This is a genomic window from Rathayibacter sp. AY1D2, assembly GCF_002932695.1.
Classification (GTDB): domain Bacteria; phylum Actinomycetota; class Actinomycetes; order Actinomycetales; family Microbacteriaceae; genus Rathayibacter.
Genome location: NZ_PSVX01000059.1, coordinates 1 through 22726, shown reverse-complemented (window position 1 = coordinate 22726; position 22726 = coordinate 1). Strand labels below are relative to the sequence as shown.

Below are 22726 nucleotides of genomic sequence, written 5' to 3'. Positions count from 1 at the left end.
GATCGCGGCGACCAGCGCGGTCAGCGGCGAGGCCAGGAGGCAGGCGAGCGAGATGATCACGGCACCCGAGAGAGTGCCGACCAGCGGGATCAGGGAGCCGAGGAACGCGACGCAGGCCAGCAGCGCCGGCACCGGGGCGCCGATCGAGAGCAGCAGGATGAACGTGAGCACGCCGTTCACGCCGGCGAGCGAGACCTGGCCGACCACGTAGCGGCCCACGGCGCCGGTGATCTCGTCGCCGACGTCGTGCGCCTTCGCGCGGTGCGAGGCGGGGGCGAAGCGATAGGCGACGGCCTTCATCGAGCGCAGCGACGCGAGGAAGTACAGCGTCAGGATCAGCACGATGACGGCGCCGGTCACGCCGCTGGCGATCCCGGTCCCGACCGCGATCAGTCCGCCGCCGAGCGAGAGCAGGTTGTTGGGGTTGCCGATGAAGCTCTGGACGCTCTCGATCAGCTCGTCGATGTCGATCACGCCGCGCAGCTGCTGCTCGAGGTCGAGCACCCACTGCTGCGAGGCGATGTCGGTGACGATCTGCGGGGCGCTCGTGACGAAAATCGTCAGCTGCTCGACCAGGATCGGGATGATGTAGACCAGCAGGCCGGCGAAGATCAGCACCACCGCGGCGAATACCGCTGTGATCGCGAGCGGCCTCGGCAGGCGCTTGCTCTCGAGCCAGGAGACCAGCGGATCGAGGCCGAGCGCGAAGAACAGCGCCACGAAGATGTAGGTCAGCACCGTGCCCAGCTGCACGACGAGGCCGCCCAGGACGAGCGCCACCAGCACGCCGAGCGCACCGAACAGGCCGATGCGGAAGGAGCGGATCGTGAAGACCGGCTTCTCCGGGTCGGCGGAGACCACGATGTCCGGCTCGACCGCGGGCTGGGCGGGTGCCGACCGGCGCCGGCGGGAGCGGGCGAAGGCGCGCGGGGTCATCATGGGACGAGCGTAGCGGGGCACCGGGAGGCCGCCCGGCGACCGGCCCACCCTTGACGCGGCCGTTCGAGCGGTGCTCCCGCCCGCTCAGCCCTCCGGATCGTGGTCGTCGACCGCGCCGTCGCCCCGGTGCAGAGCGGCGTGCCGCTCCCACTCGGTGAGCAGGTGCTCGATCGCCTCGTGGAAGCGCCGCGTGGCCGCTCCGGGCGACGTGTCGCCGAAGTAGCGGTGCACCCAGCGCTCCAGCCGCTCGACCGACTCCGGATCGTGCTCGGCGCTGTCGATCCGCGCGATGATCGCGGAGGCGTCCTCGGCGTGCAGCCACTCCGCGTCGCCGAGGTAGCCGCTCTCGTCGACCTCGGCCTCGGCGCTGACGGGCCGGGTGACCAGCAGCGGGCGCCCCGTGGCCAGCCGGTCGTAGACCATCGCCGACACGTCGAGGATCGCGAGGTCGGCGGCGGCGAGCTGCCAGCCGAGCTCGGCACCGGTGTCGTGCACGTGACCGGCGCGCGGATCGGCCGCGTTGGCGGCGGCGATCATCGCGACGATCGCCCGGTCGGCCGCGGCGTAGTCGGAGTCGACCGCGCCGCTGCGGGGATGCGGGCGGTAAACGAGCCGGAACCGCGGGTCGGCCAGGAGCCCGCGCACGAGGGCCGTGCCGTGGCTCCGGATCGAGCCGTAGCCCGCGGCGAGGCGGTCGCCCTCCCAGGTCGGCGCGTAGAGCACCACTCGGCGCTCGTCGGGCGTGAACGGCACGGCGCCGGCGAAGTGGTCCGCCTGAGGACGGCCGATGGCGAGGGCGCGCCTGTCGAAGTCGTAGTCCCAGAGCACGCGGCGCAGCCGGGCCAGGGCGGCGTCCCCGGCGATCATGCTGTAGTCGTACGCCTTGAACTGGTTCGTCGTCATGTACATCTTGTCGCTCTCGCCGTGATTGACGAAGACGTGCCAGCGGCGCCCGTAGCGCATCATCTGGAAGTTGCGGGCGTTCTGATTGACGTAGAGCACGATCCGCAGCGGCTGGCTCGCGATGGTGCCCTCGAGGTCGGAGACGGAGCGGACGTAGGCGACCGGGACCGGGCTCTCGCGCAGCAGCACCTCCGCGGCGCCGGCGTTGCGGCTGAGGAGCACGACCGGATGCGTCTCCGCCAGCTCGGCCAGCGGCCGGTACCACTGCCGCAGCTGGTACAGGTTGATGTCGCCGTCGGCGAAGTAGACGCCGATCTCGAACCGGCCCTCGGGCAGCGGCCCGCGCTCCGCGAGCAGCCGGGTCACCGCGTGGCGGGCCCGGCGAGCCGCGAGAAGCTCGCCGCCCACCTTGCGCGCGAGTCGCGCGTCGGTGCGGAGGCGGGCGATCAGGGCACGGGGAGCGGGAGTCATCCGCCCCAGGGTACCGGCGACGGCCCCCACGCCGGGGGCGTCGCGCGGGCCGATCAGGCCGGGGTCACCCTCAGCCAGACGAACTGCAGCGGCGCGAGACGGAAGCCCTCGCGCAGGTCGACCGCGATCTCGGTGACCAGGTCGACCGCCTCCGCGGCGAACCCGCCGAACCGCTCGGCCGCGACCTCCTGGACCTCGTCCGACACGTTCGCGAGCACGAGCACCGACTCCCCGTCGCCGGGGCGCTGGTAGCCGAGCACGTGGTCGTTGACCGGGTCGAAGACGCTCAGCTCGGTGCCCGCGAACATCGGCACGGCCTTGCGCACGGCGATGAGGTGCAGCAGCCCGCCGAAGACCTCGCTCGCGGCCGTCCCCGGGACCTCGCGCTCGTCGTAGCGCTCCGCGGGGCGGCGGGGCCGGTTCACCCAGCGCGAGTCGCCGGCCGTCGTCGGGTCGTCGAGGTAGCCGTGGTCGTTGAGCTGGCCGACCTCGTCGCCGAGGTAGAGCAGCGGCAGCCCGCCGGTGCTCAGGGCGATCGAGTGCGCGAGCAGCACGCGGTCGATCCCGTAGGCGTCGCCCGCCTCCACTCCGGCGAGGGACGCGGTGGTGCCCGAGACGCGGCGGTCGCCGGTGCGCGGGTTCTCCTGGAACGGCACTCCGCGGGCGAAGGTGCCGTCGAACCGGTCCGTGTAGAAGTCGTTGAGGAAGCGGCGGTGGCCGGCCGCGTCGATCCCGAGCTCGGCGGCGTCCTCGTCGGCGAAGGTCCAGCCGATGTCGTCGTGCCCGCGCACGTAGTTGACCCAGGCCGTGCCCTCGGGGAGGGCGTGCCGGCGCTCGAGGGCCTGCGAGAGGAGACGGACGTCGCGGGTGGCGAGCGCCTCCCAGGTGAGCGCCATCTGCAGCGGGTTGTACGAGAGCTGGCACTCCTCGACGTCGATGTACTCGATCACCTCGTCGGGGTGCACGATCGCCTCGGACTTGAACAGCAGCGCCGGAGCGGCCAGGCGGCAGACCTCGTTGAACGCGCGCAGCAGCAGGTGCGCCTGCGGCTGCGACTCGCAGGTGGTGCCGAGCTCCTTCCAGATGAACGCGACCGCGTCCATCCGCAGGGCGTCGACGCCCTGATTGGCGAGGAAGAGCATCTCTCCCGCCATCGCCCGGAACACCTCGGGGTTGGAGTAGTTGAGGTCCCACTGGTAGCGGTGGAACGTGGCCCAGACCCAGCGCCCGTCCTCCAGCTGAACGAAGGAGCCGGGATGGTCGTCCGGGAAGATCTCGCGCGTCGTGCGCTCGAAGGCGTCGGGCTGCTCCCGGTCCGGGTAGATCCAGTAGTAGTCCTCGAAGCGCGGCTCGCCGGCCAGCGCGCGCTGCGCCCACTCGTGCTCGTTCGAGGTGTGGTTGAAGACGAAGTCGACCACGAGTGCGATGCCCTGCTCGCGCAGCTCGGAGGCCAGCCCGCGGAGCTGCTCCATGTCGCCGAGGTCCGGTCGCACGCGCCGGTAGCTCGAGACCGCGTAGCCCCCGTCCGACTCGCCCTCGGGCGCATCGAAGAGCGGCATCAGGTGCAGGTAGTTCAGGCCGATCTCGCGGAGGTACGGGATCTCGGCGCGCAGCCCCTCGAGGTCGCCCGCGTAGCGGTCGACGTAGCAGACCCCGCCCAGAGCCTTGTTCGAGAGGAACCAGGTCGGGTGCTGCTCGCGGGCGCGGTCGAGCGCGCGGAGCTCCTCGGGCCGCTCCTCCCAGGAGGCGGCGGCGAGCTCGACGATCGCGACCAGCTGGTCCTCGAGGTCCTCGCGGCCGGCGTACACCGTGGCGAGCAGATCGACCAGGCGCGGGAGGTGCTCGTCGAGGCGGCCGGAGAACTCGTCGTCGACGGCGCCGAGGCGCTCGCGAACCGCCAAGAGGAGGTCCGGTCCGGCAGGGGTCGTCTCCGCCTCGGCGCGCTCGGGCGGGGAGAGCTGGGTCGAATCGAACACCGTCGTCCTTTCGGGGGCCCCGGCGGGGGCGGATTCCCCGATGCTAGACGATCGGCGGACGCCCGGCGAACGCCATCCGGAGCACCGTGCGGGCCGAGAGGACGCGCCGGCCGCCCGGATCCGAGCGCCATCCCTCCCGCCAGCCGGCGAACCAGGCGCGCAGGGCGGCCGGGTCGCGACGCCAGCGGAGGCACTGGATCGCGGTCCAGGACGCCACGTAGACGAGCGCCAGAGGTGCAGCGAGGTTGCGGCGGGCGAGCCAGACGCGGTTGCGCGCGTTCAGCCGGTAGTAGTCGGCGTGACGGGTCGGCTGGATGACCGGGTGCTGGGCGACGAGCTCTCCCGCGTACCAGGCGGTGCGACCCGTGTCCCAGACCCGCCAGGCCAGCTCGATGCCCTCGTGGGCGTAGAAGAACGGAGCCGCCCAGCCGCCCGTCCAGGCGAACACGTCGCGCCGCAGCACGACCGCTCCCTCCCAGACCGAGAAGACGGGGCCGGAGCGGCGGGGGTCGCCCTTGAGGATCCGCGGGATCCAGCGCCGCGGGCTCGGGGTGCCGTCCGTGCTGTCGACGCGGGGCTGCACCAGGCCGATGCGGCGGTTCGAGGCGAGCAGCGCGACCGCGTCGACGAGGAAGCGGGGAGACGGGATCCGGGCGTCGTCGTCGAGGAAGAAGAGGTACTCCCCCGCGACGGCGTCGACTCCGGCGTTCCGGCCCGCCGGGATGCCGAGGTTCTCGGGGAGCGCCAGGGCGCGCACTCCCTCGGGCAGGCCGTCCGGCTCCCAGCCGTTGCCGACGCAGACGACGTCCAGCTCGACGCCCTCCTGCGCGAGGACGCCGGCCAGCCCCGCGGCGAGGTCGTCGGGCCGGGTCCCCTGCGTCAGGACGACGACGCCGACCCGCGGCTCAGGAGCGGACACGCTTGGACGCCATGATCGCGACGAAGTGGCCGACCAGGGCGAGGAGGGCGAGCGGCAGCAGCGCCCCGACGAGGACCCGGTCGGCCGTGCCCGCTCCGACGACGAGGCCCACGAGGGCGGTCGCGAAGGCCAGCATCGTCAGCTCGACGGAGTGGTAGAGGCGATGGAAGGGCAGGAAGCGGGCCGCGCGGCGAAGCCCCGCCAGCCCGGACGAGGACGGCACCGCCTCGCCCTTCGTGTCGGCCAGCTTCGTGAGACCGGCGTTCGCGCGCGCCACGTGCACCATGTCGTTGAGCGCCTTGTTGAGGACGATCACCAGGGCCAGGGCGAAGCCGATCGTGGTCCAGAGGAAGTCCGCCGGCGCCTCGAACGGGACGCCCGCCGCCCGCAGCCCGAGCGCGATCGGGATCAGCGCCTCGGTCGTGTAGTGCCCGACCTTGTCGAGGAACACGCCCGCCGGCGAGGACGTGCGGCGCCAGCGCGCGACCTCGCCGTCGCAGCAGTCCACCAGCATCTGCAGCTGGCCGAGGAGCAGCGCCAGCGCCGCTCCGGCGATCCCCGGGATCAGGAGGGCTGCCGCCGCGCTCCAGCCGACCAGGATCATCAGCCCGGTGACGCCGTTCGCCGAGATCGAGGTCTTCAGCAGCAGCCAGGTCAGGTAGGGCGAGAAGCGGCGCAGGTAGAGCGACGCCGTCCAGTGCTCGGCGTTGCGGCGCCCGCGCACCTCCGGGGGCTGCGCGACGGCGCGCAGCTCGGCGATGGAGCGGGGTCTCGTCGTCGTGGTCATGCGCCCCTCGGCGAGTCGGACCGCGGCTGGTGGCGGTGGGCGGAGATGTTGCTGGTCAGCCCGGCGAAGCCGAGCACGAAGCCGGTCCCCCAGGCCACGTGGACCGCCGGGATGACCACGGCGAACCACAGCATCGCACGCGCGCCGTCCGGCCGCGCGACCACGAGAGTGGCCGCCGCCACCAGGAGGAGGTAGGCGGCGGGCACCGCGAACCCGAGCAGGAGCCAGGGCGCGGCTCCGGCGAGCACCTGGACGACTCCCGCCAGCCCGACGAGCAGCCCGATCGCGAGCATCGCGACGAGCACGGGCGGAGCGAAGTAGCGCAGCGACCGCGAGGCCGGGAACATCCGGGTGAGCTCGCCCCGCCACATCCCGGTCGAGAGGAACTGCCGGAGCAGCGCGCGCATCGAGGGCCGCGGCCGGTAGGTGACGGTGAGGCGCGGAGTGAACCAGACGACCTCGCCGCGCTCGCGCAGCCGCCGGTTCAGCTCCCAGTCCTGCCCGCGCTTGAAGCGCTCGTCGAACAGGCCGGCGCGCTCGAGGGCGGAGCGGCGGAAGACGCCGAGGTACACCGTGTCGGCCGGGCCCTCCTCGCCTCCCACGTGGTGGGGCGTGCCGCCCAGCCCGATGCGGGAGCCGTAGGCCCGGGCGACCGCGCGCTGGAACGGGGTGAGGCCCTCCGCCGCCATCACTCCGCCGACGTTCGCCGCTCCGGAGCGCTGCAGCGCCTCGACCGCCGTGCGCGCGTACTCGGGCGGCAGGACGGAGTGCGCGTCGACCCGGACGACGACCGGGTGGCGCGAGGCGCGGATCGCGGCGTTGAGGCCCGCAGGAGTGGAGCCGACCTCGTTCGGCACGACGCGGATCCGCGGGTCGGCCGCGCTCAGCTCGGCGACGAGCCGCTCCGTGCCGTCGATGCTCGGGGCGACGGCGAGGACGACGTCGAAGGGGCCGGTGTAGTCCTGATGCAGCAGCGAGTCGACCGCGGCGCGCACGTGGGCGACCTCGTTGAGGACGGGCATGACGTAGGAGACGCCGGGCAGGTCGGAGAGGTCGTCTTCCGGGATCTCGTGCTGCATGGGTCCAGTTCGTGCGGGAGGAGCGCGGGCGCAGGGATCCACCACCCTACCAGCGGGGAGCGCCGCGCCCCGGGCCGGGCCCGGACGCGGAACAGCCCCCCGGGGACGGATCCTCGAGGGGCTGTGCGCGGCGGCGGAGGGTCAGCCCCCCCGGGGACGGATCCTCGAGGGGCTGTGCGCGGTGGCGGAGGGTCAGCCGGCGGCCATCTGGCCGAGCGTCGCCTTCGCCTGGTAGCTCTGGCCGTTGCGGACGTAGGTCAGCTCGACCGCGGCGTTCGCGGCCTGCGCGCGGACCTGCGCGGTGAGGTCGGACGCGCTCGTGATCGGAGTGCTGTCGATCGCGGTGATGATGTCGCCCTTGGCGAGACCGGCCGCCTGCGCGGCACCGCCTCCGGAGACCTCCTCGATGCGGGCGCCGAGGACGTCCGCGGTCGAGTCGGAGACGCTCGCGCCGAGCAGGCCGTGCGAGGCGGAGCCGTTCGCGATGATCTCCTTCGCGATGCGCTCGGCGATCGCGCTCGGGATCGCGAATCCGACTCCGATGTTGCCGGACTGGCCGCTCGAGGAGGACTGGCCTGCGCTCGCGATCGCGACGTTCACGCCGATCAGCTCGCCGTCGCTGTCGAGCAGCGCGCCGCCGGAGTTGCCCGGGTTGATCGCCGCGTCGGTCTGGATGACGGGCAGCGAGATGGTGCTCTTCGCCTGGGTCGGCTCCTGCTGGCCCGGGATGTCGAAGTTGAACGGGCTCTCGGTGCCGCCGCTCGAGCTGTCGCCCGAGTCGTCCGGAGCCGCCGAGGAGGCGACCTGGATGCTGCGGTTGAGCGCGCTGACGATGCCGTCGGTCACCGTGCCGGAGAGGCCGAGCGGGGCGCCGATGGCGACCGCCGTGTCGCCGACGTTGATCTTGGTGGAGTCCGCGAACGTCATCGGGCTGAGGTCGGTCGCGCCGGTCAGCTTGATGACGGCGAGGTCGAGGGTCGGGTCGGTGCCGACGACGGTCGCGTCGAAGATCCGGCCGTCGCTGGTCGTGACCGAGACGGCGCCGTTCGCGATCTCGCCGTCGAGGGTGACCACGTGGGTGTTGGTCAGGACGTAGCCGTCCTTCGAGAGCACGATGCCGGAGCCGGTGCCGGCGGACGAGCTGCCGCTCACCGCGATGGTGACGACGCTCGGAGTGGCCTTGGCGGCGACCGCGGTGGCGGTCGTCGCGTCCTCGGCGTTGTTGACCGTGATCGTCTGCGAGCCGCCGGCGGAGACCACGCGGGTCCCGCCGCCGTTGGAGGCGGACCAGAGGCCGAACACGCCGGCTCCCGCGACTCCGCCCACGACCGCGCCGATGGCGAGCGCCGCGACGACGCCCACTCCGGCTCGGCGCTTCGTGGCGGTGGGGGCGGGGGTGTACTCGGCGCCCGGGCCGAAGGGGCTCGAGGAGGGCGGCTCCTCGGAGCCGTGCAGGGTGTTCGCGGCGGGCGGCGCGTACTGCCCGTAGCGGGCGGGCTGGGAGACGGGCTGCGCCTCGTTGCCGGCCGTCGCGTTCGGCGTGTACGGCGGCTGGGGGGCCGAGGAGGAGGGGTAGGGGACGGTCGGGTTCTCGCTCTCGCGGTGCGCTCCGCCCCGGTGGATCGGCTCGGTGGGCCCGGTGGTCGAGGACGACGCTCCGGAGCTCTCGCCGGGGGTGCGCTCGGTCGCCTCTCGGGCGCCGGACTCCGTCGGCGTGGTGGGTTCCTCCGGCTGACGAGGACCCTCGTGACTCTCGGTCATGGGTGTTGCTCCTTCCAAGCGGGGATAGCTTGGCGATCGTACCTGGGGGTTTCTTATGACGGGCCTGCGAGCGGGAAATGAAACCGGCCGGACTGCTCGAGCGGGCACACTGGGCACGTGAGCATTCCCGGATCCTGGTCGCGCGCCGCGGCGGGCGCCGGCCTCCTCGGCCCCTGTGGCGAGGTCGCCGCCACCGTCTTCAGCGAGATGAGCGCGCTCGCCCTGCGCACCGGAGCGGTCAACCTCGGCCAGGGCTTCCCGGACGAGGACGGCCCGCGCGAGATCCTCGACGCCGCGCGCGACGCCATCGCGTCCGGGCTCAACCAGTACCCGCCGGGTCCCGGCTTCCCCGTCCTGCGCGAGGCGATCGCCGCGCACCGGCTGCGCTTCTCCGGGATCGCCCTCGATCCCGACGGCGAGGTCCTCGTCACCACGGGCGCCACCGAGGCCCTGGCCGCGGCTCTGCTGGGCCTGCTCGAGCCGGGCGACGAGGTCGTCACCTTCACGCCCCACTACGACGCCTACGGAGCCCTGATCGCCCTCGCCGGAGGGGTGCACCGCACCGTGCTCCTGCGCGGCCCCTCCTTCGCGGTCGACCACGACGAGCTGACCGCCGCGGTGAGCGACCGCACGCGCGTCATCCTGGTGAACGACCCGCACAACCCGACCGGTGCCGTCCTCCCGGCCGTGACCCGCGAGCTGATCGTGCGGCTCGCCGAGCGGCACGACGCCGTGATCCTGACGGACGAGGTCTACGAGCACCTGCACTTCGACACCCCGCACGTCCCGCTGGCCTCCCTTCCCGGAGCCTTCGAGCGGACGCTGTCCGTCTCCTCGGCGGGCAAGACCTTCAGCACCACGGGCTGGAAGATCGGCTGGGTCACGGGCCCGCGCGAGCTGATCACGGCCGTCCTCGCCGTGAAGCAGTTCCTCACCTACGTCAGCGGCTCGCCGTTCCAGGGGGCCGTCGCCCTCGGGCTCGGGCTCCCGGACGCCTTCTTCACCGGCGCGGCGCAGACTCTTGCGGCCAAGAAGGACCTGCTGTCGGCGGGCCTGGCTGCTGCGGGCTTCGGCGTCGCGCCCTCCTCGGGCGGCTACTTCGTCGTCGCGGACGCGGCACCGCTCGGCTACGACGACGGGGTCGCGCTCTGCCGGGCGCTCCCGGATCTCGCGGGAGTGGTGGCGGTGCCCGTGTCGGCGTTCTGCCGCCCCGAGGACGCCGCTCCCTACCGCTCGCTCGTCCGCTTCGCCTTCTGCAAGCGGTTCGAGGTGCTGGAGACCGCGGTCGCGGGCCTCGCCCGCATGGCGCGCTGAGGAGCCGGCCTCAGCGGATTCGGTCGGATGCCCGGCGCCGTCGGGCCGGGGGCGGCGGTCAGAGCGGCAGCACCCGGAAGCGCCGCAGCGCCAGAGCGGGGTTCTTCGCGCGCGCCGCGTCGATCCGCTCGCGCGAGACCCAGGCGACGGCGACGTCCTCGACCTCGCCGAGGGTGACGGTCTCGACGCCCATCGGATCGACGATCATGCTCGTGCCGACCCCGATCGGCGGGGTCTGGTCGGCTGCGACGAGGTACACCGTGTTCTCGAGCGCGCGGGAGGTGACCAGCGTCCGCCAGTGCGCCTCCTTGAGCGGGCCGCGCACCCACTCGGCCGGTGCCGCGATGACGTCGACCCCGGCGTCGACCAGCCAGCGGCTGACCTCGGGGAAGCGCAGGTCGTAGCAGGTCTGCAGCCCGACGACGAGGCCGCCGACCTCGAACGTCTCGGGTGCGGCGATCTCCCCCGCGGCGACCCACTCCGACTCGGTCTGGCCGAAGGCGTCGTACAGGTGCAGCTTGCGGTAGCGGGCCACGAGCGCGCCCTCGGGGTCGAGCGCGACGAGCGTGTTCGCGATGCGGCGCCCGTCCACCGCCTCGACCATGCCCGCCACGAGGTGGATCCGGAGCTCGCGCGCGAGGGCCGCGAGAGCCGTGACGAACGGGCCGTCGAGCGCCTCGCCCGCCGCGACCAGCTCGGGCCCGAGCGGATCGGTGAAGGCGGAGCTGTACTCCGGCAGCACCACCAGGCTCGCGCCGCGCTCGGCGGCGATCCGGGCCAGGCGCCCGATCGTCGCGATGTTCGCCTCCCGGTCCGTCGAGGGGGCGAACTGCGCCACGGCCATGCCGACGGCGCCGGTCATCAGCTCGGCGGGTAGAGGAAGAGGGCGACCTGGGAGGCCGGGATGGTGCGCATGTGGTACGCGTGGTCGTTGCCCCAGTTGTACTCCTCGAGCGAGACCGTGCCGTCGGAGTTGACGGCCTGCACGTACGCGACGTGGTTGCCGGTGAACCAGGCGACCGCGCCGGGGACGGGCGTGCTGCTGGTCACCCAGCCGTGGGACGCCCACTGGCCGGCCCACGCGTAGGCGCTGCCTCCGCCCGGGGTCATGTTGCCCCAGGTCCACTTGAAGGGTGCGCTCGTCGAGCCCTGGTCGCGGTTGATCCGCCAGGCGACGAAGTCGACGCACTCGCGGTAGTAGTACCGCAGCGGCGAGAGGCCGCCGCCCTGGTCGTCGGTGAGCTGGTCGCGCCAGGGGTAGTCGTCGCCCTCCTCGCGGGGCGTGACCGAGGTGCTGGTGCCGCCGCTGCCCGCGGCGGCGCCGTCCGCGCCGGTCGTGCCTGCCGCGGCCTGCGCCTCCTGGGCGAGGCGGGCGGTCTCGGCGTCGCGGGCGGCCTGCTCGGCGGCGGCGAGCGCGCGCGCCTGGGCGGCCGCCTCGTCGAGCTGGGCCTGGGTCGGTGCGGTGAAGGAGTCGCGGATGACCTGCTCCTGGACCGCGGTCGGCGCGACGGTGAGCTTCTGGTTGCCGAGCGCCTGCACGCGGGCGGCGGCCTCGACGGCGGCCTGCGAATCGGGTGCCGGGTCGAAGGAGTAGGCGGGGAGCGCGGAGACCGCCACGAGGCCCGCGATGGCGGCGAGGGCGACCGTGCTGACGGTCGCGCGGAAGACACGGCCCCGGCGGCGCCGCACGGGGCGGACGGGCGTGAGGACCGGAGTGGCGACGCGTGCCGCGGGCAGCGCGTGCGGCGCCTGCCGCAGGCTCCGCCGGGTCGGGCGGTCGCCGAGCCCCTCGTTCGAGCCGTCGTCTCCGCGTTCGTCCCTCACAGCAGCACCCCTCGCATCGGGGTCGAGCCTAACGTGCGGGCCGGTCCGGCACACGCGTCGGCGCGGAGCGTCAGGAGGCCGGTCCGCGGATGCGGGTCGCGCGAGACCGGCTGGCGGTCGGCGGCACCGCGGGCGGGTCCGACGGTGACGCGGACGGGCGACCGGAGTAGCGTCCGGAGCGGAGCGGGCGCGACGGTGCGGCCGTGGGACGGAGGACGGCGATGATCCGGAGCGAGAGGGCCTTCAGCGGCTTCAGCGTGGACGACGTGGAGGCGGCGCGGGCCTTCTACGGCGGAGTGCTCGGGCTCGAGGTCGAGCTGAACGCGATGGGGATCCTCGACATCCGGCTGCCGGGCGGAGGCCGCGCGATCGCGTACCCGAAGCCGGACCACGAGCCGGCGTCGTTCACGATCCTGAACTTCTCGGTGGAGGACGTCGACGCGGCGGTCGCCGAGCTGCACGCGGCAGGCGTCACCACGGCGATCTACGACGACCCGTCGCTGCCGACCGATGCGGACGGAGTGATGCGCGGCCACGGGCCGACGATCTGCTGGTTCCGCGATCCGGGGGGCAACGTGCTGAGCGTGATCGAGGGCGACTGAGGTCTCCGCCCGCGCACTGTCAGCCGCGGGCAGCACGTCCGCGACCCGCGTTAACGACGAAAGCCGGCCCTTCTCAGGACCGGCTTTCGCTTTCTTGTTGCGGGGGCAGGATTTGAACCTACGACCTCTGGGTTATGAGCCCAGCGAGCTACCGAACTGCTCCACCCCGCGGCACAAGAAGAAACACTACACGCGTTCCGGCGCCGATGCAAATCGACGCGGCGGTGGGAGCGGGCTCCGGTCTCAGGCGGGCTTGGCGGCGCGCAGCACGACGCTCTCGTCCACGCTCAGCCCGACCGCCGTCAGGGCGGCTGCGAGCTCGGACGAGGTGCGCGACCAGGTGCGGACGTCGGCGCCGACGGGAGCGGACGACGACGGGGCGACGAGCACCGCTCCGCCGGGGGCGACGAACCACTCCACCAGCCGCGCCCACTCCTCCAGGTCGGGGAGCCACGAGACGACGCCGGCGCTGCAGAGCACGACGTCGAACGAGTCGGGCTCCGGCAGCATGTGCCGCAGCTCGTAGAGGTTCGCGCAGACGAAGCGGGCGGAGCCGGCGAGGTCCCTGTCCGCGGCGGCGGCGCGTGCTCGGCGCACCGCGGGCATCGAGAAGTCGACGCCCACCACGCGGGCGCCGCGCTCGGCGAGCTCGAGCGCGTCGAGCCCGTCGCCCGAGCCGAGCTGGAGGATCCTCGGCCCGGGGCCGAGGAGCGCCGCGGTGACGAGCTCCGGGTGGAGCGCACCCTCGCCGGTGCGCTCCTCCCAGTACGTGCGGTTCAGCTCGAGCCACTCCCCCGAGCGGAGGTGCTCGCCGCGGTCGACCTGCACCATGCGGGCTACTGGCCGCCCTCGGCCTGCAGCGCCCGCGAGAGCGCCTCGGTCAGCTGCTCGTCCGCCGCCGCGAAGGCGGTGAGGTCGCCCGCCTTGAGGGCGTTCTCGCGAGCCGTGAGTGCGTCCCGCGCGTCGTTCAGCGCCTGCTGCAGCGCCGTCTGGTCGCCCGTGGCCGGCGTGGAGCCGGTGCCGCCGGTCGTGCCGCCCGCGTCGCCTCCGGTGTCGCCGCCCGAGGTGCCGGTGCCGGCGTCCGGAGTCGTCGGCGTGCCGGTGTCGCCCGCGTCGGCTCCCGAGTCGCCGCCGAAGAGGCTGTCGAGGGCCGCGTCGAGGGTGTCCTCGAAGGCGATGTCGTCACCGAACGCGACCAGCACCTTCTGCAGGAGCGGGAAGCTCGTGTCTCCGTTGGAGCGCACGTAGATCGGCTGGACGTAGAGCAGGCCGCCGCCGACCGGCAGCGTGAGCAGGTTGCCCCTCGTGACGGTGGTGTCGCCGCGGGAGAGGATGTTCAGCTCGTTCGCGACCGTCGGGTCGGTGGTGAACGCGTTCTGCACCTGGCCGGGGCCGGGCACCGTGTCGTCCTTCGGCAGCTCGAGCAGGCGGAGCGTGCCGTAGCCGTCGGCCACGGAGCCCGCCGTCGAGCCGGCGTCGGAGTCGGCCACGAGGTAGCCGGTCAGCACGTTGCGGCTGGCCTGCGCGCCCTGGACGCTCGCCGGGATGTACGTCGAGTAGAGCGAGTACGACGGCACGTCCTGATCCGGCGTCTGCAGCGTCAGGTAGTACGGAGGCTGCAGGCTGGTGCCGGTCGCGGCGGCCGTGGTCGCGGCTCCGCTCGTCGGGTCGTTCGGCGTCGCCCAGGCGTCCTCGCGGGAGTAGAAGGAGCCCGCGTCGGTGACGTGGTAGGTGCCGAGGACCGCGCGCTGGACCTTGAAGAGGTCCTCCGGGTACCGGACGTGGCTGAGCAGCTCGCCCGACATGTCGCTCACGGGCTTCACCGTGGTCGGGAAGATCTTCTGCCAGGTCTGCAGGATCGGGTCCTCGGTGTCCCACGCGTAGAGCGTGACGCTGCCGTCGTACGCGTCGACGGTCGCCTTCACCGAGTTGCGGATGTAGTTGACGTCGTCGGTCGGGAACTGCTGCTGCGTGTTCGTGTCGGCGATCGCCTGCGAGAGGCTCTGCACCTCCGAGTACGGGTAGTCGGCCGAGGTGGTGTACCCGTCGACGACCCACTTCACGCGGCCGTCGACGACGGTCGGGTAGGCGTCGGAGTCGAGCTTGAGGTACGGCGCGACCTTCTGGACGCGCTGCACGGGATCGCGGTCGTAGAGGATCTGCGAGTCGTCGTTCACGCCGTCCGAGAGGAAGATCTGCTCGGACTGGAACTTGATCGCGTAGACGAGCTTCTTGAAGACGTTGTCGAGAGCGGGGCCGCCCTCGCCGTCGAAGGTCGTGTAGGTCTGCTGCGCGCCATCGGTGCCCGAGGGGTAGTCGAGCTCGATGTCGCGCGAGTCGTTGCCGCCCACGATCGAGTACGGCGGGGAGTTCTCGCCGAAGTAGATCCGCGGCTCGTAGTCGCCGAGGTCGCCCGTCGTCGGGACACCGGACTCGATGAACACCGGCTCTCCGTCGGCCGAGCGCTGGTTGCCGTACGCGGCGACCAGGCCGTAGCCGTGGGTGTAGACCAGCGTCTGGTTGTACCAGGTCTGGTTGGTGCCGAGGCCGTTGAGGTTCAGCTCGCGGACGCCGACCACGGCGTCCTGCGTCGATCCGTCGATGGAGTAGCGGTCGACGTCGAGCGCGTTCTGCGTGTCGCCGAACTTGTAGTACTGGCGGAACTGCTGCAGCTGCGAGAACGCGTCGGTGACGACGGCGGGGTCGAGGATGCGGATGTTCGCGGTGGTCTCGGCGTCCGAGCGCAGGGCGCCCGGCTCCGCGTCCGTGGTCGCGTCGTAGGGGATGACGTCGACGTCGCTGACGCCGTAGGCCTGGCGGGTCATGTCGATGTTGTTCTGGATGAAGGGCTGCTCGAGCGTGCGCTCGTTGGGCTCGACCTGGAACTTCTGCACGATCCACGGGTAGAGGGAGCCGACGAGCAGGCTCGACACGATCAGCAGCGCGGTGCCGATGACCGGGAAGCGCCAGCGGCCGATGAAGGCGGTGACGACGAAGAGGATCGCGACCAGCGCCGCGATGCCGGCCAGGATCTGCAGGCCCGGGATCGTCGCGTTGACGGTGGAGTAGGTGGCGCCGGTGATGCGGGGCCCCTGCTGCGCGAGCGTCGCGTACTGGTCGAGCCAGAGGCTGACCGCCTGCACGGCGAGGTAGAGGGCGGCGATGACCGCCAGCTGGATGCGCGAGGCCTTCGAGATGCGGATCTCGCGGCCGTTCACCCGGATCGCTCCGTAGAGGTAGCCGGTGGCGAGGGTCGCGAACGCCGAGATCAGCAGGACCGCCGACGCGAAGCCGACGATGCTCTGGTAGAAGGGCAGCTCGAAGAGGTAGAACGACGTGTCGAGGCCGAACTGCGGATCCGTGGTGCCCGAGGGCGTGCGGTTCCAGAAGGTGAGGCTCGTCTGCCAGCGGGTGGCGGAGGAGACGCCGGCGAAGAGGCCGAGCACCGCGGGGATCCCGAAGGTGGCCAGGCGCCGCAGCGGCTCCACGACCTGCTGGTAGCGGTCGATCTGCGAGTTGAGCTTCGCGTAGACCGGCCGGAGGCGGTACGCCAGCATCAGGCTGATGAACACCGGCACCGCCATGGCGACGAAGCCGATGACGAAGAGACCGCCCGCCGCCGCCCACTGCGTCGTGAGCACGGAGAGGAAGCCGAGCTGGTCGTACCAGAGGATGTCGGTGTACAGACCGGCGAAGACGAAGAACGCCACCACCAGGACGGCCACCACTACGACAGTGACGGCGAGGACGCTCCGTCTCTTCCGCGGCGGGGTTTCGGTTGCTGTGGAACTCACGTGAGGGCCTCTTGCTGTCGAGATGTGAGGGGAGGCCACCCATGCTATGCGACGGCTGTCCGGCTCACCTGGGCGTCGACCCGGGGTCGGCGGGTGGGATCAGTCGAGGGGAGAGGCGGTGCTGCAGTCCGGCAGCCCGGAGGTGTCGCCCGCGGCGATGCCCTTCAGGGCGGCGAGGGCGTCGTCGAGGGTCGAGACCGCGAGCACGTCGAGCCCGTCGGGGACGTGGCCGACGACCTCGTTGCAGTTGGTCGCGGGGGCGAGGAAGTACTCGGCTCCGGCGCCCTCCGCCCCGTAGAGCTTCTGGCGGATCCCGCCGATGGCGCCGACCTCGCCGGCCGCGTCGATCGTGCCGGTCCCGGCGACGCTCCGCCCGCCGTTGAGCTCGCCCTCGGTGAGCTTGTCGATGATCCCGAGGGCGAACATCATGCCCGCGCTCGGCCCGCCCACGTCGTCCAGCTGGATGTCGACCTCGAACGGGAAGTCGAAGGCCGCTCCGGGGAGGACGCCGATGACGGCGGCGCCGTTCGAGTCGCGCGGCGTGACCTCCACCTCCTGCCGGACGCCCTCGCGCTCGATGCTGACCTGCACCGGGGAGCCGGTGCCGAGGGTCTGCAGGGTCGCGCGCAGGGCGGTCGCGTCGGCGACGGGGGTGCCCGCGACCGCGAGGATCTCGTCCCCCGCCTCCAGGACGCCCTCGGCCGGGGAGCCCTCGGGCACCTGCACGACCGAGACGCGCTGCTCGACGGGGTAGCCGAGCTCGGTGAGCGCGGCGGCGATCGCCTCCTGCTGGGAGTCGGTCATCTCGGCCTGGTTCGCCTCGTCGCGCTCCTCGACCGTGGAGGAGGGAGGGAAGATCGCGTCGACCGGGACGACCGCCTTGGTCCTGTCGAACCAGGCGCTCGCGACCTCGACCCAGGTGGGCAGGCTCTGCGGGTTGCCGACGACCGACACGGTGAGCATGTCGAGCGTGCCGGCCGTGGGATAGGTGGTGCGGTCCGGGATCGAGATGAGGGGCATGTCCTTGCTGCTGCCCAGGGTGTCGAACACGGGGCCGGGCTGCTCGATCACGTAGGGGGCGGGCGCGACGCCCAGACCGACCACGACGGCGACACCCGAGAGGAGGACGACCGGTCCGACCCAAGGGCGGCGCGGGGAGGAGGAGGGGCGCGGGTCGTCGGAGAACAGCGACACGGGGGCCTTTCTGGCAACGGGTGGAGCGGCTCCGCCGGGATGTTCGCGGCGGGCGGAAGCGGGCTGGGCCCGAGCGGTGCTCTGCACGCCGAGGCCCCGGGCGCTCGGGCTAACGTAGCTTGCACGACTGGGAGTCGCGCCGGAACCGGCGCCCTGTGCAGGGCCGCGGAGGCGGTGCGGCGACCGGATTCACGTGAGCGACGGAGGGCTGATCCCGATGGCCGATGGCGACAGTGCGGACCGAGCGGGCGGCGGCTCCGAGGACGAGTTCCGGGAGATGCTGCGGCAGTTCCTCTCGGGGAACGGCCCGGTCGACCCCTCGCAGCTCGCCGGAGCGGCAGGCCTGCCGAACGACCCGGTGGCCCTGCAGAACCTGCTCTCGCAGCTGCAGAGCGCGATGCAGCAGAACGGCGACGGCGGCGTCAACTGGACGCTCTCGCTCGAGCAGGCGAAGCAGCTCGCGCGCGCCGAGTCCGCGCCGGTGTCCGACTCCGTGCGGGCTCCGATCGACGCGGCCTTCGGCGTCGCCGCGCTCTGGCTCGACGAGGTCGCGTACGTCTCCGAGCTGAGCCGCACGCCGCGCTCGATCAGCCGCCTCGAGTGGATCTCCCTGACGATGCCGGTCTGGACCCAGCTCGCCGAGCCGGTGGCGCTGAGCATCTCGGACGCGCTGACCCGCGTGCTCCGCGAGCAGGCCCCGGAGGAGATGCAGGCGATGATCGCCGGTGCCGAGGGCATGATGCGCGGGATCGGCGGCACCCTGTTCGCCCTGCAGCTGGGCCAGGTCGTCGGGCAGCTCGCCGCCGAGGTCGTCTCGGGCGGCGACATCGGCATCCCGCTGCTGGAGGAGAACGACGCGGCGATCCTGCCGCAGAACGTCGCCGCGTTCGGCGAGGGCCTCGACATCCCGCTGGACCAGGTGCAGCTGTACCTGGCGGTCCGCGAGCTCGCGCACGCCCGCCTCTTCCGGCACGGCAAGTGGCTCCGTCTCGCCCTCATCTCGCAGATCACCGACTTCGCGCGCGGGATCAGCATCGACATCACCCGCCTCGAGGAGCTGGCCGAGGGCTTCGACCCGTCGAACCCCGAGGAGCTCCGCGACGCGATGACCTCCGGCGCGCTCATCCCGCCGAAGACGGAGGAGCAGCTCGCCGCGCACGGCCGCCTCGAGACCGTCCTCGCCCTCATCGAGGGATGGGTCGACGTCGTCACCGCGGCGGCGACCACCCGCCTGCCCAGCGCCGGGGCGATCGCCGAGACGGTCCGCCGCCGCCGCGCCTCCGGCGGCCCGGCCGAATCCGCCTTCGCGACCCTCGTCGGCCTGGAGCTGCGCCCGCGCCGCCTCCGCGAGGCCGCCGCGATGTGGCAGGCCGTGACCGACGCCGTCGGGCCCGAGGCCCGCGACTCCCTCTGGTCGCACCCCGACCTGCTCCCCGGCTCAGAGGACCTGGACGACCCGAGCGCGCTCGTCGCCCGGCTCACGGCCGAGGCCCGCGGCGAGACCCCGGAGCCCGACGAGATGGACCGCGCGCTGGAGGACCTGCTGAACGGCACGATGCCGCGCGAGGGCGACGGCGCCTCCGGAGACGCTCCGGACACGACCGACGACGCCGGCTCGCCGGACGACGACGACCGCGGCTCCTCCCCCACGGGCGACCGCCCCGTCTGACCCCCCGTCCGGCGCCCGCCTGTGGACAACTCGCGCGGCGCCGGGCCGGTCTCGGCCATGATCGCCGGATGGTGCTCCGGCTCGATCCCCGACTCCCCCTGCTCTGGCGCTCCGCGACCGCGGTGCAGCTCGGCCTCGACCGGCCGCACGCGGTCCTGGACGGCGTCGGCTACCCGGAGGAGCTGCTGCTCGACGCCCTCCGCGTGGGCACCAGCGCCGGCACCGTCCGCCTGATCGCGGCGCGCGCCGGAGCGAGCGAGGCGCGGGTCGACGAGGTGCTCGAGGCGCTCCGGCCGGTCCTGCTGCGCAGCGTCGAGCCCGGCGGCCCTCCCCCGGCACCGCGGGTCGTCGTCGAGGGGACGGGCGCGGCACCGGACGCACTGCGCACGCTGCTCCGGAGCGAGGGCTGCTCGCTGGTCGCCGACGACGGGACGCCGGACCTCGCCGTGCTGATCGCCGACTTCGCGGTCGCCCCCGCCCGCGCCGCGCACTGGCTCGCGGCCGATGTGCCGCACCTGGCGGTGGTGTTCGGCGACGAATCGGTGCGCCTCGGACCCCTTGTCGAGCCGGGTTCCGGACCGTGCCTGCACTGCGCCGAGCGGGACCGGATGGACCTCGACCCGGATCGCGCGCGCCTCGTGATCCAGGTGCTCGGCCGCACGGCCCCCACCCGCACGCCGCTCGCGAGCGCCGCGATCGCCGTGGCGGCCGCCGACGCCGTGCTGCGGCGGCTGCTCGCGGGCTGGCGAGGATTGCGCGCGGCCGAGCGGGTCTACAGCGACGCCTCCGGAGCGTTCACCGTGCGGGAGCGGGAGCCGCACCCCGAGTGCGCGTGCCGAGCTCTTCGAGGAAGCGCGACGGCTCCCTCCGCGTGACGCGGCCGACCGTCGAGCGCGCCCATGACAGGCGCAGGCGCCGGCGGGCCCGGGTGATGCCGACGTAGAGGAGGCGCCGCTCCTCGTCGATCGCCTCGAGGCCGGCGGCGTACGAGATCGGCAGCAGGCCCTCGGCGAGCCCCATCAGGTGCACCGACTCCCACTCGAGGCCCTTCGCCGAGTGCAGCGTGGCGAGGGTGACCGCGCCGCGGTCCGGCTCGTGGTGCACCTGCTGGCGTGCGATCAGGTCGTCGGTGAACTGGCGGAAGGTCCATCCGGCAGGGGCCTCGTCGACGAGGCGGGCCAGCGTGTCCAGCGACTCCCACCGGTCGCGCACCGCACCGGGCGCCGACGGGGGCTCGGCGCTCCAGCCGAGCGAGCGGAGGACGTCGCTCACCGACTTGAACAGCGGCTCGCCGCTGATCGACACGGACGCCGCGCGCAGCTGCATCACGGCCTGCTTCACCTCGGGGAGGTCGAAGAAGCGCTTGCCGCCGCGCATGTGCGCGCTCACTCCCCGCTCGTGCAGGGCGTGCTCGATGACCGCCGACTGGCTGTTCGTGCGGAAGAGGACCGCGATGTCGGAGGGGCGCACCCCTGCCTCGATGTCGGCCGCGACCCGCGCCGCGATCCCGCGCGCCTCCGCGATGTCGTCCGGGTAGGCGTCGATCGCGGGCTCCGGCGCCTCGGCGGCGGCGACGGCGTGGAGCGAGAGGGCGCCGGGCCTGCCCCGCATGAGGCGGTTCGCCGTCTGGACGATCGGCACGGCCGAGCGGTAGTTCTCCTCCAGACGCACCACGGTGGCGGCCGGCCAGCGGGACGGGAAGTCGAGGAGGTAGTCGGCCCGCGCACCCGCGAAGGAATAGATGGTCTGGCTGGCGTCGCCGACGACGCAGAGGTCGCTCCGGTCGCCGAGCCAGAGCTCCAGGAGCCGCTGCTGCAGCGGCGAGACGTCCTGGTACTCGTCGACGACGAAGAAGCGGTACTGCTCGCGCACCTGCATCGCCATCGCGGGCTCGGACTCGAGCATCCCGGCGGTCACGAGCAGGACGTCCTCGAAGTCGATCTGGCGGCGCTGGTCCTTCAGCCCCTCGTACTCGTCCACGAGCGCGACCGTCTGCTCCAGGGTGAGCCGTCCGGGCAGGGGGCGCGTGCGGGCGGCGACGGCGTACTGCTCGAGGGAGAGGGCGGACACCTTCCGCCACTCGATCTCGGCCGAGAGGTCGCGGAGCGTCGCCGTGTCGAGCTTCAGGCGGAGCCGCTCGGCCGCGTGCCCGAGCAGGCGGGCCTTGCCGTCGAGCAGCTGGGGCATCGTGCCCCCCACCAGCTGCGGCCAGAAGTAGCCGAGCTGCGAGAGGGCGGCGGCGTGGAAGGTGCGGGCCTGGACGCCGCCGGCGCCGAGCACCCGCAGGCGCGAGCGCAGCTCGGCCGCGGCGCGGCTGGTGAAGGTCAGTGCCATGACGCGACCGGGCGTGTAGACGCCGGTCGCCACTCCGTGCGCGATGCGGTGCGTGATCGTCCGGGTCTTGCCCGTGCCCGCTCCCGCGAGGACGCACACCGGCCCCAGCAGCGCCTCCGCCGCCTCGCGCTGCCCCTCGTCGAGTCCGTCGAGCAGGGTCACGCGATCGGGCCGTTCTCCAGCTCGCCTCCGTACCAGTCCTCGATCATCGCGCGGGCGATCGACGAGCGGCCGGGCAGCAGCACGGACTCGAGCGAGTCGTGCAGCTGCTGCCGGGTGAACCAGCGCAGCTCGACGATCTCCTCGCCGTCCGGGAGCAGATCCTCCGGGGACTGGTCCTCGGCGAGGCGGGCGGTGAAGCCGACCATGAGGGAGGCGGGGAAGGGCCAGGGCTGCGAGCCGAGGTACTGCGGGTCGACGACGCGCATGCCCGACTCCTCGCCGATCTCGCGGATCACGGCGGCCTCGAGCGACTCGCCCGGCTCGACGAAGCCGGCGAGCAGGGAGAAGCGGCCGGTGCCCCACATCGCGTTCGAGCCGAGGAGGAGGCGGTCGTCCGCGTCGAGGACGCAGACGATGATCGCCGGATCCGTGCGCGGGAAGACCTGGCTGCCGTCGGTGGGCGAGCGGCGGACCCAGCCGCCCTGCTCGACGACGGTCGGGTCGCCGTTGCGGGGCGAGTAGCCGTGCGAGGCGTGCCAGTTCGCGATGGCGAGCGCCTCGGTGAACAGGCCCGCGTCGCGGTCGCTCAGGCGCTCGGCGATCGGGCGCAGGCCGCTCCACCGCTCCTCGTCGGGCTCGAGCTCGGCGGCGGCCGCGTCGGTGAGGACGGTCGCGATGACGGGAGTTCCGACCGGCTCGCCGGGGGCCTCGGCGAGCGTGCGGCCGAGGTAGATCCGGAGGGTGCCGGCGGTCACGTCCTCGGGGCGGCGCAGGAGGAGGCGGTCGGCCTCGACCAGAGTCCGGTCGTGGTGCAGGACGAGCACGCGGGTGGCGGGATCGGCGAGCAGCTCGTCGAAGAGCGCGGGCCGCGAGCGTCCGACGCCGTCGCGGTCGGCCGCCTGTCGCGAGAGCGGGAGGCGATCGGCGAAGGGCAGTGACATCCGGGGCTCATTTCGTGACGGGGGCCGCGAGGACCGCTGTCGCGGGCCTTCGACGGC

General features: G+C 73.0%; 18 protein-coding genes and 1 tRNA gene. 4 read left to right on the top strand and 15 right to left on the bottom strand.

Annotated elements, in window-relative coordinates; genetic code table 11:
- The 7 genes from C5D04_RS14355 to C5D04_RS14325 form a co-directional block, all read right to left on the bottom strand.
- On the bottom strand, positions 1 to 939 hold a 939-nt coding region (locus C5D04_RS14355; RefSeq protein ID WP_104347899.1), incomplete at its 3' end, for an AI-2E family transporter.
- 84 nt (positions 940 to 1023) lie between these two features.
- Entirely contained in the window at positions 1024 to 2313 is a 1290-nt protein-coding gene (locus C5D04_RS14350) for a hypothetical protein (protein WP_258068928.1), read from the bottom strand.
- 53 nt (positions 2314 to 2366) lie between these two features.
- Positions 2367 to 4214: an amylosucrase gene (locus C5D04_RS14345; RefSeq protein WP_104257288.1), complete on the bottom strand. Its 1848-nt coding sequence runs from the start codon at positions 4212 to 4214 to the stop codon at positions 2367 to 2369.
- A 118-nt stretch (positions 4215 to 4332) separates the two neighbouring features.
- Positions 4333 to 5208 (bottom strand): glycosyltransferase family 2 protein, encoded by an 876-nt coding sequence (locus C5D04_RS14340; protein WP_104233189.1) that lies wholly within the window; start codon positions 5206 to 5208, stop codon positions 4333 to 4335.
- The gene (locus C5D04_RS14335) at positions 5195 to 5995 is read right to left on the bottom strand and encodes a CDP-alcohol phosphatidyltransferase family protein (RefSeq protein WP_104223579.1); all 801 of its coding nucleotides are present in this window, start codon (positions 5993 to 5995) and stop codon (positions 5195 to 5197) included. The genes C5D04_RS14340 and C5D04_RS14335 overlap by 14 nt, the downstream gene beginning before the upstream one ends.
- Complete coding sequence (locus C5D04_RS14330; RefSeq protein ID WP_181137724.1) at positions 5992 to 7074, bottom strand: glycosyltransferase family 2 protein; 1083 nt, start codon at positions 7072 to 7074, stop codon at positions 5992 to 5994. The genes C5D04_RS14335 and C5D04_RS14330 overlap by 4 nt, the downstream gene beginning before the upstream one ends.
- 192 nt (positions 7075 to 7266) lie before the next feature.
- Positions 7267 to 8835 carry a S1C family serine protease gene (locus C5D04_RS14325; protein WP_104347898.1) on the bottom strand — a complete coding sequence of 523 codons (1569 nt, stop codon included), beginning with the start codon at positions 8833 to 8835 and terminating at the stop codon, positions 7267 to 7269.
- A 117-nt stretch (positions 8836 to 8952) separates the two neighbouring features.
- On the opposite strand from C5D04_RS14325, the gene C5D04_RS14320 reads away from it, so the two are divergent.
- Complete coding sequence (locus tag C5D04_RS14320; RefSeq protein WP_104347897.1) at positions 8953 to 10149, top strand: aminotransferase class I/II-fold pyridoxal phosphate-dependent enzyme; 1197 nt, start codon at positions 8953 to 8955, stop codon at positions 10147 to 10149.
- Positions 10150 to 10207: 58 nt separating this feature from the next.
- On the opposite strand, the gene C5D04_RS14315 is transcribed toward C5D04_RS14320, so the two are convergent.
- Together C5D04_RS14315 and C5D04_RS14310 are read right to left on the bottom strand one after the other, a co-directional pair.
- A complete protein-coding gene (locus C5D04_RS14315; RefSeq protein ID WP_104347896.1) occupies positions 10208 to 11011 on the bottom strand; it encodes a carbon-nitrogen hydrolase family protein in 804 nt (267 codons plus the stop codon).
- On the bottom strand, positions 11011 to 11973 hold the full coding sequence (locus C5D04_RS14310) for a CHAP domain-containing protein (RefSeq protein WP_181137723.1): 963 nt from the start codon (positions 11971 to 11973) through the stop codon (positions 11011 to 11013). The genes C5D04_RS14315 and C5D04_RS14310 overlap by 1 nt, the downstream gene beginning before the upstream one ends.
- Before the next feature lie 221 nt (positions 11974 to 12194).
- Between C5D04_RS14310 and C5D04_RS14305 the strand changes: the two genes are divergently transcribed.
- Entirely contained in the window at positions 12195 to 12575 is a 381-nt protein-coding gene (locus C5D04_RS14305; protein ID WP_104347894.1) for a VOC family protein, read from the top strand.
- Between the two features lie 97 nt (positions 12576 to 12672).
- Here C5D04_RS14305 and C5D04_RS14300 read toward each other — a convergent pair.
- From C5D04_RS14300 to C5D04_RS14285, 4 genes are all read right to left on the bottom strand, one after another.
- A tRNA-Met gene (locus C5D04_RS14300) sits at positions 12673 to 12746 on the bottom strand.
- 72 nt (positions 12747 to 12818) lie between these two features.
- Entirely contained in the window at positions 12819 to 13406 is a 588-nt protein-coding gene (locus tag C5D04_RS14295; protein WP_104347893.1) for a bifunctional 2-polyprenyl-6-hydroxyphenol methylase/3-demethylubiquinol 3-O-methyltransferase UbiG, read from the bottom strand.
- 5 nt (positions 13407 to 13411) lie between these two features.
- The gene (locus tag C5D04_RS14290; protein ID WP_181027225.1) at positions 13412 to 16369 is read right to left on the bottom strand and encodes a UPF0182 family protein; all 2958 of its coding nucleotides are present in this window, start codon (positions 16367 to 16369) and stop codon (positions 13412 to 13414) included.
- A gap of 99 nt (positions 16370 to 16468) precedes the next feature.
- Positions 16469 to 17563 carry a PDZ domain-containing protein gene (locus C5D04_RS14285; protein ID WP_104347892.1) on the bottom strand — a complete coding sequence of 365 codons (1095 nt, stop codon included), beginning with the start codon at positions 17561 to 17563 and terminating at the stop codon, positions 16469 to 16471.
- 217 nt (positions 17564 to 17780) lie between these two features.
- On the opposite strand from C5D04_RS14285, the gene C5D04_RS14280 reads away from it, so the two are divergent.
- Both C5D04_RS14280 and C5D04_RS14275 read left to right on the top strand, forming a co-directional pair.
- Positions 17781 to 19232, top strand: coding sequence for a zinc-dependent metalloprotease (locus tag C5D04_RS14280; RefSeq protein ID WP_104347900.1), 1452 nt, complete (start codon positions 17781 to 17783; stop codon positions 19230 to 19232).
- Between the two features lie 68 nt (positions 19233 to 19300).
- Positions 19301 to 20107 carry a hypothetical protein gene (locus C5D04_RS14275; RefSeq protein WP_104325804.1) on the top strand — a complete coding sequence of 269 codons (807 nt, stop codon included), beginning with the start codon at positions 19301 to 19303 and terminating at the stop codon, positions 20105 to 20107.
- On the opposite strand, the gene C5D04_RS14270 is transcribed toward C5D04_RS14275, so the two are convergent.
- Both C5D04_RS14270 and nudC read right to left on the bottom strand, forming a co-directional pair.
- Positions 20028 to 21728, bottom strand: a complete 1701-nt coding sequence (locus C5D04_RS14270) for an ATP-dependent helicase (RefSeq protein WP_104224836.1) — start codon at positions 21726 to 21728, stop codon at positions 20028 to 20030. The two genes, C5D04_RS14275 and C5D04_RS14270, sit on opposite strands and share 80 nt — an antisense overlap.
- Positions 21725 to 22669: an NAD(+) diphosphatase gene (nudC, locus tag C5D04_RS14265; protein WP_104233180.1), complete on the bottom strand. Its 945-nt coding sequence runs from the start codon at positions 22667 to 22669 to the stop codon at positions 21725 to 21727. The genes C5D04_RS14270 and nudC overlap by 4 nt, the downstream gene beginning before the upstream one ends.
- Between the last annotated feature and the right edge of the window lie 57 nt (positions 22670 to 22726).

What these genes read in the sequence shown, in the direction of transcription:
- C5D04_RS14350 (WP_258068928.1), bottom strand. Translation starts at nt 2,313, where the DNA reads ATGACTCCCGCTCCCCGTGCCCTGATCGCCCGCCTCCGCACCGACGCG.
- C5D04_RS14335 (WP_104223579.1), bottom strand. Translation starts at nt 5,995, where the DNA reads ATGACCACGACGACGAGACCCCGCTCCATCGCCGAGCTGCGCGCCGTC.
- C5D04_RS14330 (WP_181137724.1), bottom strand. Translation starts at nt 7,074, where the DNA reads ATGCAGCACGAGATCCCGGAAGACGACCTCTCCGACCTGCCCGGCGTC.
- C5D04_RS14325 (WP_104347898.1), bottom strand. Translation starts at nt 8,835, where the DNA reads ATGACCGAGAGTCACGAGGGTCCTCGTCAGCCGGAGGAACCCACCACG.
- C5D04_RS14315 (WP_104347896.1), bottom strand. Translation starts at nt 11,011, where the DNA reads ATGACCGGCGCCGTCGGCATGGCCGTGGCGCAGTTCGCCCCCTCGACG.
- C5D04_RS14305 (WP_104347894.1), top strand. Translation starts at nt 12,195, where the DNA reads ATGATCCGGAGCGAGAGGGCCTTCAGCGGCTTCAGCGTGGACGACGTG.
- C5D04_RS14295 (WP_104347893.1), bottom strand. Translation starts at nt 13,406, where the DNA reads ATGGTGCAGGTCGACCGCGGCGAGCACCTCCGCTCGGGGGAGTGGCTC.
- C5D04_RS14280 (WP_104347900.1), top strand. Translation starts at nt 17,781, where the DNA reads ATGGCCGATGGCGACAGTGCGGACCGAGCGGGCGGCGGCTCCGAGGAC.
- C5D04_RS14275 (WP_104325804.1), top strand. Translation starts at nt 19,301, where the DNA reads ATGGTGCTCCGGCTCGATCCCCGACTCCCCCTGCTCTGGCGCTCCGCG.
- nudC (WP_104233180.1), bottom strand. Translation starts at nt 22,669, where the DNA reads ATGTCACTGCCCTTCGCCGATCGCCTCCCGCTCTCGCGACAGGCGGCC.